General features: G+C 40.4%; 13 protein-coding genes. 2 read left to right on the top strand and 11 right to left on the bottom strand.

The window, feature by feature from the left end:
* Positions 1 to 16: 16 nt before the first annotated feature.
* Both PR808_RS03545 and PR808_RS03540 read right to left on the bottom strand, forming a co-directional pair.
* Complete coding sequence (locus tag PR808_RS03545; protein ID WP_272538706.1) at positions 17 to 571, bottom strand: GNAT family N-acetyltransferase; 555 nt, start codon at positions 569 to 571, stop codon at positions 17 to 19.
* 4 nt (positions 572 to 575) lie between these two features.
* Complete coding sequence (locus PR808_RS03540) at positions 576 to 1,016, bottom strand: GNAT family N-acetyltransferase (RefSeq protein ID WP_206086708.1); 441 nt, start codon at positions 1,014 to 1,016, stop codon at positions 576 to 578.
* Positions 1,017 to 1,214: 198 nt separating this feature from the next.
* Between PR808_RS03540 and agp the strand changes: the two genes are divergently transcribed.
* Both agp and PR808_RS03530 read left to right on the top strand, forming a co-directional pair.
* Positions 1,215 to 2,468 carry a bifunctional glucose-1-phosphatase/inositol phosphatase gene (agp, locus tag PR808_RS03535; RefSeq protein ID WP_206086709.1) on the top strand — a complete coding sequence of 418 codons (1,254 nt, stop codon included), beginning with the start codon at positions 1,215 to 1,217 and terminating at the stop codon, positions 2,466 to 2,468.
* Positions 2,469 to 2,585: 117 nt separating this feature from the next.
* The gene (locus PR808_RS03530; RefSeq protein ID WP_272538705.1) at positions 2,586 to 3,080 is read left to right on the top strand and encodes a GNAT family N-acetyltransferase; all 495 of its coding nucleotides are present in this window, start codon (positions 2,586 to 2,588) and stop codon (positions 3,078 to 3,080) included.
* A gap of 171 nt (positions 3,081 to 3,251) precedes the next feature.
* On the opposite strand, the gene PR808_RS03525 is transcribed toward PR808_RS03530, so the two are convergent.
* The 9 genes from PR808_RS03525 to PR808_RS03485 form a co-directional block, all read right to left on the bottom strand.
* Complete coding sequence (locus PR808_RS03525) at positions 3,252 to 3,689, bottom strand: universal stress protein (RefSeq protein WP_206086711.1); 438 nt, start codon at positions 3,687 to 3,689, stop codon at positions 3,252 to 3,254.
* Between the two features lie 218 nt (positions 3,690 to 3,907).
* On the bottom strand, positions 3,908 to 4,477 hold the full coding sequence (locus tag PR808_RS03520) for a tetratricopeptide repeat protein (protein WP_206086712.1): 570 nt from the start codon (positions 4,475 to 4,477) through the stop codon (positions 3,908 to 3,910).
* 597 nt (positions 4,478 to 5,074) lie between these two features.
* Complete coding sequence (locus tag PR808_RS03515; RefSeq protein WP_206086713.1) at positions 5,075 to 5,482, bottom strand: acyl-CoA thioesterase; 408 nt, start codon at positions 5,480 to 5,482, stop codon at positions 5,075 to 5,077.
* Between the two features lie 206 nt (positions 5,483 to 5,688).
* A complete protein-coding gene (locus PR808_RS03510) occupies positions 5,689 to 6,045 on the bottom strand; it encodes a hypothetical protein (RefSeq protein WP_272538704.1) in 357 nt (118 codons plus the stop codon).
* A 108-nt stretch (positions 6,046 to 6,153) separates the two neighbouring features.
* Positions 6,154 to 7,572, bottom strand: a complete 1,419-nt coding sequence (locus tag PR808_RS03505; RefSeq protein WP_206086715.1) for an NAD(P)/FAD-dependent oxidoreductase — start codon at positions 7,570 to 7,572, stop codon at positions 6,154 to 6,156.
* A gap of 287 nt (positions 7,573 to 7,859) precedes the next feature.
* Positions 7,860 to 8,654, bottom strand: coding sequence for a PhzF family phenazine biosynthesis protein (locus PR808_RS03500; RefSeq protein ID WP_206086716.1), 795 nt, complete (start codon positions 8,652 to 8,654; stop codon positions 7,860 to 7,862).
* Positions 8,655 to 8,795: 141 nt separating this feature from the next.
* Positions 8,796 to 10,325 (bottom strand): peptide MFS transporter, encoded by a 1,530-nt coding sequence (locus PR808_RS03495; RefSeq protein WP_206086717.1) that lies wholly within the window; start codon positions 10,323 to 10,325, stop codon positions 8,796 to 8,798.
* Positions 10,326 to 10,708: 383 nt separating this feature from the next.
* Positions 10,709 to 11,935: a multidrug efflux MFS transporter MdtG gene (mdtG, locus tag PR808_RS03490; RefSeq protein WP_206086718.1), complete on the bottom strand. Its 1,227-nt coding sequence runs from the start codon at positions 11,933 to 11,935 to the stop codon at positions 10,709 to 10,711.
* 394 nt (positions 11,936 to 12,329) lie between these two features.
* Complete coding sequence (locus tag PR808_RS03485; protein ID WP_272538703.1) at positions 12,330 to 13,274, bottom strand: Kdo(2)-lipid IV(A) acyltransferase; 945 nt, start codon at positions 13,272 to 13,274, stop codon at positions 12,330 to 12,332.
* Between the last annotated feature and the right edge of the window lie 59 nt (positions 13,275 to 13,333).

Below are 13,333 nucleotides of genomic sequence, written 5' to 3'. Positions count from 1 at the left end.
TTGTTTTGGTGGCATTTTAATTACGGTAATCGCTCGCTTTAATGCGATACAACACATGTTCTTGTAGCCAATGACCATCAGGGAGCGCAGGGTGATAAAAGTTATCAGGCTGTTTTATCATGCCAAGGCGTTTCATTACCGATTCTGATGGAATGTTGGGAACCGCGGTAAATGCAACTAACTCTTTAAGTTTTAACTGGGTAAACGCCAGCCGAATAACGGCTTTCGCCCCTTCAGAAGCAAAGCCTTGATGCCAATAATCAGGAAGCAAACGCCAACCAATTTCAACGCAGGGGGAAAAGGGCAGGTTAGCGGCGGGAATATTTAAGCCAAGAAAGCCAATAAATGCACTGGTTTCTTTTAATTCGGCAGCCCATAACCCCCAGCCACCTTGTTGGCTAAATTTTGTGATGATGGTTTCTAAAAACTGTTGGCTTTGTTGCTCATCTAATATGGCAGGAAAGTAGCGCATCACGTCAGGGGTGCTATTGAGCGCATAAAACACGGCGCTATCTTCCTCTTGCCACTTGCGAAGGCGTAATCGCGGGGTCTCTAATTCGAGAATGTTCATGCTACTACGCTATTTTTAAACGCATATGTAAGAGTGGAAAAGGGTTTCCTTCACCATCTAACTCTGAACGGTCATATTGTACAAACCCCATATGTTCATAAAATCCAACAGCTTGTGGATTTTGCTCATTCACATCAAGCTCTGTGATACCCCATTTTTCAATGGCGTATTGTAGGAGCTTCTTCCCTGTCCCTTGCCCGCGGTTTTCTGGGGAGATAAATAGCATTTCAAGGCGATTTTCAGCGTAACCAAGAAAGCCCACCATTTTACCTGTATCATTAAAGGCGACAAATACAGCTAAGTTTGGCAAATATAGCTGTTTAATTGCTACTTTGAGTTCGTCAATTTTTTCTTCAGGTAAAAAATCGTGAGTGGCTCTAACAGAAGCCTCCCAAATTCGAATTATTTCATCATCATGTGCACGCGTGGCAGCTTGGACTATCATTATCTTGTCTCCCTAAAATAATGCTGCAATCTTAAATTGCAGACTTGTAATGTCAATGTCTGATTTTAATTTTAGTTAAGGCTAGTTTTGAGATATTAATCTCAGAAAAAAAAGTCAGCTTTGTCATTATGAGATAAGTTTAGATTATTGGGGCGGTTTAACGTCTTTTCACTTTTCCATATTGGTAGGGGTATCTTAATGAAATACAAAGTGTTAACGCTATGTTTATCTGCGGCCTTATTTGCACCGATTGCACCAACCATGGCAAGTACCGACAATCAAGCAGATATGGTTTTAGACCAAGTTTTAGTCCTTAGCCGCCACAATTTACGAACACCAATAGTTAATACAGGTATTCTCACTGAAGTGACTGATAAAAAATGGCCGGATTGGGATGCAAAAAGCGGTTATCTCACTACTCAAGGTGGGGCGCTTGAAGTGTATATGGGGCATTATTTTAGAGAGTGGATTGACCAAAATAAGTTACTCGCGGATGAGTTATGCCCAACTAGTAACGAAGATATATATCTGTATACCAATAGCTTACAACGAACGATAGCGACAGCACAGTTTTTTGCAGCGGGGGCATTTCCTGGCTGTAAAGTGAATATCCACCATCAGCCAGAAATTGGTAAGATGGACCCTGTCTTTAACCCGATTATTACCAATGGCTCGCCTGAGTTTAAACAAAAAGCCCTTGCGGCAATGGATGATTATCTTAAAGGTTTATCACTAAAAGCAGGTTATGAAGAACTTGATACCGTATTGAATATTAAAGATTCTCAAAAATGCAAAACGGATAAATTGTGTAACCTCGATAGCCAAAAAAATAGTTTTATTATCGAAGCAGATAAAGAGCCGGGTGTTAGTGGCCCATTGAAAATTGCGAATTCTGCAGTGGATGCTATCGACCTACAATATTATGAAGGTTTTCCCGCAGATCAAGTCGCATGGGGGCTAGTGGATACCCCTGAGAAATGGAAAAAACTGAATACTCTGAAAAATGCGTACCAAGAGACCTTATTTACGCCAAAAATTATTGCGAAAAATGTGGCTCATCCAATCCTCAATTATATAGATAAAGGCTTTGTATCCGTAGATAAAGGGGAAACAGCTAAATTTATTTTCTTAGTGGGTCACGATTCCAACATTGCTTCATTGATGTCAGCGATGGATTTTAAACCGTATCAGTTAGCACAGCAGTACGAGCATACGCCAATTGGCGGTAAATTGGTTTTCCAGCGTTGGACAGACAAACAAACGAAAAAAGACTTTATGAAAGTTGAATATGTTTATCAAACTGCAGATCAACTTAGGGACAATGCCTATTTATCCCTTGAGACACCCCCAAAACATGTGACTTTAGAGCTAAAAGATTGCCCGGTTGATAAAAATGGCTATTGTTCATGGGAAGATTTCCAAAAGGTGATGGCGAAAGCATTGGAACAATAAACGTTTAATCTTCCTCGTTAAGGCCCATTAACAGTAATGTTCAATGGGCTTTTTTCATGTTGAAATTTATGTTTAGCTGCTTACAATTCAGCCATCTTATTTTATCGAGTGACAAATATGCCTATCCAGTTTTTACGACTTCCCCAAATTCCAACAGCTGAGATTATTGCGCTAAATACACACCCATTAGTATTGAAGCATATGCCTCTGGGGGATGTACTATTTGATGAGGCATTTTGCCGAAATTGGGTTGCGGGAAAAGAGCAGCATTGGAGCCAGTATGGTTATGGCGTTTGGGCATTTGTTATCGATGGACAATTTGCGGGGTGGGGTGGGCTGCAAAATGAAAACGGTGATGCGGATTTAGCCCTTGTTTTGCATCCAGTATTTTGGGGGGAAGGCAAACGGATTGCGGTACAAATGATCCAAAAGGCTTTTAGTTCCCTGAATATTGATTCCCTAACCATTCATTTGCCGTTAACAAGACTTAAGCTAGCGGCGTTATTGCGCTATGGATTTGTCGAAGACGGTTTGGTTGATTTTGATGGCGTACCGTTTAAACGGTTTAGGCTGAAAAAAGCCGATAAAAAGATGAAAAAAACCCTGCTATAAAAGCAGGGCGTGAAAATCACGAAAATGTTTATGAGCCTATAATTTACCGCAATTAGCAATGAAATAGTCTTATAAAGTGTATGGATTTATACGTTTTTGTAACATTCATTGAGCTTAAACTTATCATTGGTAAAGTAAGATAAAATTACTAAAAATTGTAGATAGTAAAGCTTATCTGACAACCAGTACGCTTGTTTTTGCGTAACGTACGACGGATGCTGCATTTGAACCTAATAAATAGGTTGTCATACTCGGGCGACGTGAACCCAGTAAGATAATATCAGCATTAATATCTTCGGCAGTGGCTAAAATTTCATCTTTAACCGAACCAACACTCGCCTTTGCATGCACTTTTTCCGCAGGAATTGAAAACAACTTAATTTTCTCTTGTAACTCAGCAAGAATAATCTCAGCTTGTTTTTCATCATTCGGGAAATCGCCTGGTAAAATGGTGCCACCATAGCGTAGATAATTAGAAATTGGGGCCGTGACCGCAAGAAAATGAACATTAGCATTATTCAATTTTTGCAGAGAATTGACATGTGGAACTAACATATTGGTCAGAGCATCTTCGGTTACATCGATCGGAACTAAAATTGTATTGTACATAAATTCTCCTTTTTTCTTTTATATTATAAGTTTAGAACATTCTTATACATTTTGATATTGATTATTCATACTAGAATAGTAACTGATTGGTTGGTGATGGGGTGTGAGCCAGTAGTCGCAATCAGATTTTTAGCAAAGAAAAAATAAAAACGAACATGACCGATGATGGTGATGTTCGTCAAAATAGGAAAGTTTTAATCTAGAGGAAAAGGGCTGGATTATTTTTTAGAGCACGCTTCTTTAATGCCAGCTTTACAGGCTTGCGCTAGGTAATCAGCCGCTAATTTATCATTAATTTCGGTACCTTCACCATTCTCAAGCATCTTTCCGAGCTGATATTGTGCGGGAGGAAATTTTTTCTCAGCTGATTTTTGGAACCACTCAAATGCGGTAATATAGTTTTGTTTTACCCCAATACCTTGATAATAAAATTGCCCCATATAGTTTTGTGCTTCAACATTCCCTTTATTCGCTGATTTTTCAAATAACTCCATCGCAGTTTCAAGGTTTTGTTCTACACCATTACCATTTAGGTACATATCGCCTAAAAATAGCTGAGCATCAGAATTGCCTTTATTTGAGGCCATCGTCAGCCATTTTTTGGCTTTACCGTAGTCTTGTTTCAGCTCATTACCCAGGTAGTAACCAATCCCAAGCATCACTTGTGCTTTAATATCGCCTTTTTGGGCTTCTTGCTCAATACGTTTGATGGTTTCTTTAGGAACCGCAGCAACACTGAGATTAATGGATAAAATAAAGATAAAAATAAGTGAAAGAATTCTAAGCATGGTTTTATTTCTTATGTCATCGATGTTTATTACTATTATTTATAGGCTATAAAATGTATTTTTGCACATTAATTATTGAACTCGCCAACTACTTCAAGCATATATGTAATGCCATAGTGCAGATATCGCGTTTTAAATAATAAATATTCTTTTCAGGCGTTACACCCTTTTAGGGTAATTAGCGTGTTGAAATACTCTACGTCCATAATGGGTAAATTACAATATCTATTCTAAATTACATCTTATAGGAGTATTTTTGTGGTGTTAAAATATGACGCTATATGATTGTTGTAACAAGATATTAATGTTTTTTTATTTTTTAAACTAAGTATTTCTAATTATGATAATTATATATTAATAGACATTTTATGAATAACGTAAAAATTAATTTTTTGTTGAAAATCCTTTTTGGTGAATTATGCCAAAAAATATCATAACTTAAACGAAAAATAGCTTTATTTAACGATTTTGGATATAGCGATATGAAAAATAGAAAACTTAAATAATGAAAGGTTAGAAAGATAAATAAAGTGTGAATAAAAATAGGTTCACACTTTATTTACACCAAAAAGGTGATTGTTTCAGTTATTTTAAATATTATTCACCAAATAAGGGTGTTGGTTTTCCATTGTCATCAATGGCTACAAAGTTAAACTGGCCATGGATAACTTCTTCACGGCCTTCAGAATACATATCTTCCAAGAAGATGGATACATTCACCGTTAAGCTGGTTCTACCGACTCGGATGACTTTTCCGACTAATTCAACAATCGTGCCTGATGGAATGGGATGTGTAAAATTGATCTTTTCTGTAGAAACGGTCACTAAACGTTTTCGGCTAAAGCGGGTTGCAGTGATAAAAGAGACTTCATCCATCCATGCTAAAGCTGTACCACCAAATAAGGTGCTATGGTGGTTAGTTGTGGTCGGGAATACAACTTTAGAAACGCGGGAAATGGATTGTTCGATTTTTTGTGCGATGACATCATCAACGATGGAACTCATGGTTGGGCCTTACAGTTGTTACTTAGTGTATTAATAATGTTAAGGCTAAGTGTAATACTCATCACAAATAATTACAGCAATAAATGAGAAGTGAATCGATCCAGTTTGGAAGGTTTTTGAAATAGAGCACATTTTGCTATCGTGATGATAAAAATGTATTCATCCACACCGATATGGTGTGAATGAAAACGAATAAAATGAGCCAGTTAGTTATCTAAATATTCAGCACTCATTCGAATGGCTTTTGCATTATCACCACTTTTTACGCAAGATACCAAAAAGGCTTTGGATTCTGTCCAAATAGTGGCGGAAAAATCTTTACCATCAACATCTTTTTCGATGGTAATCGGGTAATTTTCAACACCATCTAACCACTCTTTTAAGCCAGATTTACAGGTTGCAAAATCCTCTTTTGCTATCGAGCCATCTAAGGTAGGCGTTGCAGTTTGGGGTTTTTTCCCAGAAGCAATCATATTTTCAACTTGCTCTAGGGTGTAGTTTTTCTCTGCCACTACGCCGAAACTCACTAACGAAATCATCATTCCTAATAATAACTTGTTCATAATCACTCCATTTGATTTAAGTCGAGAATGTTAAGGGATTGAGGAATATTAGGCAATAAAAAACCCTCCAACTTGGAGGGTTTTTGTGATCGCGATGAAGCGAATAAACTAGCTGAATCTGTACAGGCTAAATGGTTTTACATTCAGTGCAGGTTCTTTGCCTAACAATAAGTCGGCAGTTAATTCAGACGAAACTGGGCTTTCTGTCATACCCCAACCTGTTGCGGTATTGATAACCAGACCTGGGTATTCATTAACTTGGGAAATAATTGGGTGTTCATCTGGTGCGATGGCCATTGCTCCGCTCCATTGATCAATCAGTTTTGAGTCTTTAAATGCAGGGAATTCGGTTTTTAGTTTCTCAAATGATGCATTCAGTTCTGGCAGGTCTGGTAATGCTGTCATATTTCTGTGTTTTTCAAACGGTGAAACTTCATTCAATTTCCAGCTAGTTGGCTCTGTGAATGAGTTAATCAGTTGCTCATTTAACGAAATGTGCACTGGGAAATCAGGCATTGATAATAATGGGATATATTTATAGCCGTAAACGAAGGAATCTTTCACCACTGGTGCGACGATAACACGTGGAGAAGTTGCATAAGTGCCATCAGCTTGTTCACGGAAGAAGATATTACCTGGTAATGCGACGTTACCACCTGGCGCTGTTGGTGAACCAGAAATTAACTGTTGGGATTGATAAGCAGGCAGAGTTGGGACGTCTACCCCTAAATTCTGCATAAACAAGCGTGACCAAACACCGCCAGCCACGACGACACGAGAGGTTTTGATCGCCCCTTTTTCCGTAACGACATCTGAAATTGCGCCACCTTGAGTTTCTAACCCTCTTGCTGCGCAGTTGGTGTAAATTTTGATCCCCAGTTTTTTGGCATGCTCTGCCATCACGAAGGTCGCAATTTCAGCATCTAAACTGCCTGAATCTTCTTCAAATCCAGCAATGCTCCATTTAGATTGTGCACCTTTTAGGCGCTGATCTAACTCTGCACCTTCAATAATACGAGTTTTGAATGGGATGTCAGAACCGACATTTTTGCTGGTGGTATCAATCCACTCTCTCACGTTGACTAAGTCTTCTTCGTCAAGAGGGACTTCAACACGGCCTTGGGTGCGATAGCTGGTATCAGCACCGACTTTGGCATTCATCTCTCTCCAGCGATGTTTACCGAGATGGTGAAGTAAGAAGGTTTCTTCTGGCATTTTATAGGTGATAACTTGGCCGTAGAAACGGGATGATTGCTCACCCGCGATATTGCCTTTTTCAACGATGACAACATCTAAGCCTCGACCGACTAATTCAATAGCAGTCATAATCCCTAGAATTCCAGCACCAATAACAACGACGTCAGCTTGTTGTGGTAGTGCACCTTCCGTCCCTGCAACGAAGCCATGTCTTGGCTTACCAGGTACAAAGCGACCTTCACGCGTTAGCATTGGCGTTAAAATTCCAGCACCAGCGGCTACAGTGACAACCGCGCCACCAATAAGAAATTTTCTTCTAGTAATAGCCATTTATAGAGTTCCTTATATAGAATGAGTTTTTAACAGTTAATCAAAGCGTTAATAAGTAATACTTATAATTGCAATTATATTTTTAATTATAATTATGATTGTAAACTAATTTAACGTTGATTTAAAATTTTTAATTAAATGTTAAAAAAATTATTATCTAATCTGAGATAAGGAACACAAAAGAGAGGGAAGAGTCATACTCATCACATGCCGAACATCATTTAATGTCATTGTTGTGAGTGCGGATATTGGTTGAAGTATGCGCTCTTGAATCTAGATTTTGTAGTTTATTGATTAATTTGAATTTTACCTGTTAGGAATAAGGCTGCATTTCCTGTTAGCTTAACTCTGCCGTTATTGACCTCGCAGTGGATTATACCGCCTCTTTTCGAGAGTTGTTTTCCGACTAATGCTGTTTTTTGTAATCGTTCTGCCCAAATTGGGGCAATGGCACAGTGTGAAGTGCCAGTGACAGGGTCTTCATTTACCCCCTTGGCGGGAGCAAAATAGCGTGATACGAAGTCACAGTCGTCTTCAGTACTTTGTGCTGTAATTGTTAACCCTGGCAGAGGAAGTTGTGCAAGGCGTTGCATGTCTGGTTGGCAGTTTTCGATTTGCTGTCTATTTGAAAGAAAACACAGATAGCGGTCTTTGGCGAGCCAAAGCTCAGTAATTTCAACACCTAAAATATCAGCAAGTTCAGGGAATTGTATTGGTGAACTGAGAACTGAATCAAGGATGGGAAAATCAAGAGTGAGGCCTTGTTCACTGCAGGTTACCACTAATTCTCCCGAAAGTGATTTAAAGACGATTGGCTGGGCGTGTTGCTGTAAGACATGGTTAAGGACATAAGCCGTAGCTAAAGTGGCATGGCCACATAAAGCAACTTCCATTTTTGGGGTAAACCAGCGGATATGTTGACCGACTAAAAATGCCGTTTCCGATAAATTAATTTCCGCGGCAATGGCAATGAGCATATGATCAGGTAGCCAATCATTCAGTAGTACAATGGCTGCGGGATTCCCTTGAAATAAGGTATCTGTAAAGGCATCAACATAGTAGACAGGTAGAGAAAGGGACATACTTAACATTCCGGCTTATGGTAGATAAGACAGTGAGTATAATCTGATTAGAAAAAAATAATAAGCTAAGTAATCGTATGGGAGGAAAGAAAACTGCCCAACAACAATATGTCATTGAGCAGTTCAAGTTAATGAAGATAACTACGCTTTGGCTTCGTTTTTATCCGCATTTTTAAGCATCTTTCTTACTGGAATAATCAGTGCGGCCAATACGACAGCACAGATAACCAACGCGATAGATACGTGGGAGAACAATTCAGGCATGGAATCCAGTTGGTCTTTACGGATGTTACCGCCCATAATACCTGCCGCTAAGTTTCCTAATGCACTGGCACAGAACCACAGCCCCATAACCTGACCACGCATTTTTTGCGGTGCTAGCAAGGTCATTGTTGCTAAACCAATTGGGCTTAGGCACAGTTCACCTAAAGTCAGTAATAAGATACTGCCCACTAGCCAGAACGGTGAAACGCCACTTTGTGTTGCTAATACTTGGTTTGCTGCAACCATCATGATAGCGAAACCGCCCGCGGCAAATAAAATACCGATAACAAATTTTGTCATACTGCTTGGGTTCATATTGCGCTTAGCAAGGGATGGCCAGAACCAGCTAAATACAGGGGCTAGCAAAATAATGAACAGAGCATTAATGGATTGGAACCAAATGGTTGGGATTTCAAAGCTACCCATTTGGCGATCGGTATAGTCACGAGCGAAAATGTTAAATGAAGTCGGTTTTTGCTCGAAGGCTGACCAGAAGAACGCGGCTGCAACCAGTAAAATCAAACAAGCTAATAAGCGTGAGCGTTCACTGCTATTTAAACCTGCAAAGAAGAACATAAACAGGAAGTAGATGCCCACACAGGTTGAAATCACGTAAGCAGAACTTTTAGCGATCATTGATGCGTTGAATGGGATTGTGCCGTTATCGATTAAGATAACCAATACCGCGAGCAATGCCATCGCAAAAGTGACCCATTTACCGACATTTTTACGTTGAACTGTCGGGTGGTTCCAAGTGGAATCTAAGCCGACTTCTTTGTCGTAACGACGCATTTGCGGAATAGCATAGAAGCGGAAGATTAACAGCGCCACTAACATCCCTAAACCACCGAGGCCAAAGCCTAAATGCCAACCGTATTTTTCATGCAATGGGCCAATGATTAATGGTGCAATAAATGAACCCATATTGATACCCATATAAAACAGGGAGAAACCGCCATCACGGCGTGTATCTTCTTTCTTATACAGGGTACCTACCATCACGGTGATACAGGTTTTAAACAGCCCCGTTCCGAGTACGATCAGCAATAGACCAACAAAGAAGAAGGTATTCGTTAAAAATGCAGACATTGCGATGGATAAGTGACCAAATGCAATGATCAATGAGCCGTACCAAACCGCTCTGCGTTGGCCTAACCAGTTATCAGCTAACCAGCCGCCTGGTAACGAAGTGATGTAAACACCACCTGCAAAGATACCAACGATAGCAGAGGCTTGTTCAATTGGCAGCTCCATGCCGCCTTGTAAGAGTGCCGCACTCATAAACAGAATAAGTAGCGGGCGAACGCCGTAGAAAGAGAACCTTTCCCACATTTCGGTAAGGAAAAGTGAACTCAGCGGGTATGGATGCCCGAAAAAAGTTTTTGTTTTAGTCGCAGAATTATTCATCTGTGAACTCCCATAAATCATCTCTTGAGAGGTTGTGCATGATATAAAACACCAAGCCGAGCGCCTGAGTGTCGATTATTATTTGATATGTTAACTTTCAGTTTGGAAACATATTTTTAACATACATTATTATAGAATCGCCTATAAACAGAATGAATTTATTGTAAAAGGCGAGGTTTTAAGGTGAAAAGTCGATATAACTCTCATTTTTCACGATAAGGTAGGGGAAGATACAGGATTTTCATTGACAATAAAAGAAAGAATTTTGAATCGATTAAGTTGTTATTAAACAGTTAGTTAATCATATAAAGTATTATTTTTTCGTTAAGAAAACAATAAAGCTTATAAAGCATCAGGTTTTTGGTTAAAAACTATCTGGCTAATTATTGCTCAGTTGGTGAAGCGCGTAGGCCATCTGATTGGCGTCGAATAATGAGCCAAGAATAGATAAGATTAAAAAGGACTAAAGCAGCTGTGAAGAAAAAGACAGCTCTGAAACCATAGGTTGCTGCAACAAACGACCCCATCAGCGGCCCCGTTACATTCCCCACATCCCGCAAAGCTTGGTTATAGCTGAAAATACGGCCAGTCACTTGGTGCGAAATATTATAAATAATTAGCGTCTGAACCGCTGGTAGTAAGGCGGCATTAAGTGCCCCTAATAAAAAACGTAGGAAACCTAACTCCCAATAGCTACTGACGAGCCCCATCGGGAATAGCACAAAAATTGAGGTACCTAAAACGGCCAATAGGACTTTTTCAGGGCCAATTCGATCACTTAATTTACCTAGCATTGGTGCGCTGATTAACGCGGCGACGCCAGGAATAGATGCAATCACTCCACTAACAAATGCTAGGTTCTCAAGGGAGTCTGACAGTTCTCGAACATAAAGGGTAATGACAGGGTTAATGGAACCCATTGCTGCCTGAATAATCATGGTGGTGAAAAATAAGCTGATGACCAAGTTTTTATTCCGTAGGGAGGCAAAAACCTGTTTACTGGTTAAGGCATCTTTGCGCGAAACAGGGGTGAAACGTTCGCGAACATAAAAAAGGGTGACGAAAAAACAGATAAATAGAACGGTTGCTGTGATAAAAAAGACGGGGCGTAAACCATACTGGTCAGCAAGGAACCCACCAATTAATGGGCCAATGAGCGCACCACTCACAGCCCCCGTGGCCAAAACGCCCATTGCCCAGCCACTTTTTTTCACTGGAATTTGTGTGGCGATTAGCGCATTGGCATTGGGCACAAAGCCACCAAGCAAGCCGAGTAAGGCTCTGAGTGCCAATAATTGCCAGATATTTTGTGCAAAGCCAATCAAGACCATCACAATCGCCATGCCAAGCGCAGAACGCAGCAGCATTAACTTACGACCTTTACGGTCAGATAGCCGCCCCCAGAACGGCGCGGCGATGGCGGAAAACAGAAAAGTAATACTGAAAACAGCGCCGGTCCATAAATTCAACGAAGCGTGGTCTTTGACGCCGAGCTCTTCAATATAAAGGGGAAGAAAAGGCATGATTAAGCTAAAGGCAGCACCTGTTAAGAAGCAGCCGAACCAGACGACGTATAAGTTTCTTTTCCAGTAATTACCTTTTCCCGTCATATTTTCCCTTTATATTCAGACCGCTTATTTTCCTGTTATATTCAGACCGACAGCGTTGTTGCCGTCATTTTCCCGTCATATTCAACCCTACAGCGTTGTTACCGTCACTCAGCTACCCAAGTCACGTACTTGTGTACGCTCCTTGGGATATCTTCATTTAGGCGCCTCGCTGTAGGGCTGACTATTTAGGGAAAACTTTTGGCTTATTTTCCTGTTATATTCAGACCGACAGCGTTGTTACCGTCACTCAGCTACCCAAGTCACGTACTTATGTACGCTCCTTGGGATATCTTCATTTAGGCGCCTCGCTGTAGGCCTGACTATTTAGGGAAAACTTTCCATCTATTTAGGAAAAACTCTTTGTTAGGTAGGGCTACAGCTATTTTGTCATAAATTAATGATGAATTTTATCGAGGTCGCCATACAGCGATGCTTCACCTTGTGGGCGCGTTTTAAAACGGCGATGTAGCCACATATATTGCTCGGGCGCACGCAAAATTTCTTTTTCGATGACTTGGTTCATCATCGCTGCAGTTGCCACATTGTCTTCTACAGGGAAATTATCCACTGCAGGTTGAATGAGAAGCTCATATCCTTTGCCGTTGGGTAAACGTCGTGGGACAAAAGGGACAACCAGTGGGTTGGCTAAGCGAAGTAATATTTGTGAGCCATTAGTGGTTGCTGCCTTTTCAACCGCAAACAACGGTGCGAAGGTACTATTGCGTGGGCCATAATCGTGATCAGGGGCATACCAGAGAATTTCCCCGTCCTTCAGAGCACGTACCATCCCTTTGACATCTTTACGGTCGAGCATGTATTTATTTGAACGTAAACGCCCACGGGTTTGTAGCCAGTCAATCAGTTTATTATCGTTAGCACGATATACCCCAATACCTGGGTTTAGCATACCAAAAGCACGCCCGCCTATTTCTAAGGTGAGAAAATGTATGCCAAGCACGATAATCCCGCGGCCAGTCTCTTGGGCAGATAACATATTTTCACGGCCTTCGACCTTAACCCAACGTTTAATGCGCCAATCAGGCCAAAACCATGCCATACCCGTTTCAAATAATCCCATACCGACAGATTCGAAATTTTTATCAATATAGTGTTGCCTATCTTGCATACTCATCTCTGGAAAACACAGTTGCAGGTTACGATCGGCAATTTGTACGCGTTTTTTTAGAAAGCGCTTGGATAATAACCCTAGGCGAGTCCCCATCCAATAGATAACAGGGTAAGGCAGTAAAACAAGAAGATAAAGTACAGTAACACCTATCCACGTTAACCAGTAGCGAGGATGAAGTAGGTGTTTTTGAAAAGTAGGCGCTGGTATCATTAGTATCCGATTATTTTTAGTCTGTAATGGTGAATTTTTATTAATTAGGTTTAATTGAA

The sequence above is a fragment of the Providencia sp. PROV197 genome (assembly GCF_028479625.1).
Lineage (GTDB): Bacteria > Pseudomonadota > Gammaproteobacteria > Enterobacterales > Enterobacteriaceae > Providencia > Providencia vermicola.
This window is presented reverse-complemented; position numbering and strand designations above follow the sequence as displayed.

What these genes read in the sequence shown, in the direction of transcription:
- PR808_RS03545 (WP_272538706.1), bottom strand. Translation starts at nt 571, where the DNA reads ATGAACATTCTCGAATTAGAGACCCCGCGATTACGCCTTCGCAAGTGG.
- PR808_RS03540 (WP_206086708.1), bottom strand. Translation starts at nt 1,016, where the DNA reads ATGATAGTCCAAGCTGCCACGCGTGCACATGATGATGAAATAATTCGA.
- agp (WP_206086709.1), top strand. Translation starts at nt 1,215, where the DNA reads ATGAAATACAAAGTGTTAACGCTATGTTTATCTGCGGCCTTATTTGCA.
- PR808_RS03530 (WP_272538705.1), top strand. Translation starts at nt 2,586, where the DNA reads ATGCCTATCCAGTTTTTACGACTTCCCCAAATTCCAACAGCTGAGATT.
- PR808_RS03525 (WP_206086711.1), bottom strand. Translation starts at nt 3,689, where the DNA reads ATGTACAATACAATTTTAGTTCCGATCGATGTAACCGAAGATGCTCTG.
- PR808_RS03520 (WP_206086712.1), bottom strand. Translation starts at nt 4,477, where the DNA reads ATGCTTAGAATTCTTTCACTTATTTTTATCTTTATTTTATCCATTAAT.
- PR808_RS03515 (WP_206086713.1), bottom strand. Translation starts at nt 5,482, where the DNA reads ATGAGTTCCATCGTTGATGATGTCATCGCACAAAAAATCGAACAATCC.
- PR808_RS03510 (WP_272538704.1), bottom strand. Translation starts at nt 6,045, where the DNA reads ATGAACAAGTTATTATTAGGAATGATGATTTCGTTAGTGAGTTTCGGC.
- PR808_RS03505 (WP_206086715.1), bottom strand. Translation starts at nt 7,572, where the DNA reads ATGGCTATTACTAGAAGAAAATTTCTTATTGGTGGCGCGGTTGTCACT.
- PR808_RS03500 (WP_206086716.1), bottom strand. Translation starts at nt 8,654, where the DNA reads ATGTCCCTTTCTCTACCTGTCTACTATGTTGATGCCTTTACAGATACC.
- PR808_RS03495 (WP_206086717.1), bottom strand. Translation starts at nt 10,325, where the DNA reads ATGAATAATTCTGCGACTAAAACAAAAACTTTTTTCGGGCATCCATAC.
- mdtG (WP_206086718.1), bottom strand. Translation starts at nt 11,935, where the DNA reads ATGACGGGAAAAGGTAATTACTGGAAAAGAAACTTATACGTCGTCTGG.
- PR808_RS03485 (WP_272538703.1), bottom strand. Translation starts at nt 13,274, where the DNA reads ATGATACCAGCGCCTACTTTTCAAAAACACCTACTTCATCCTCGCTAC.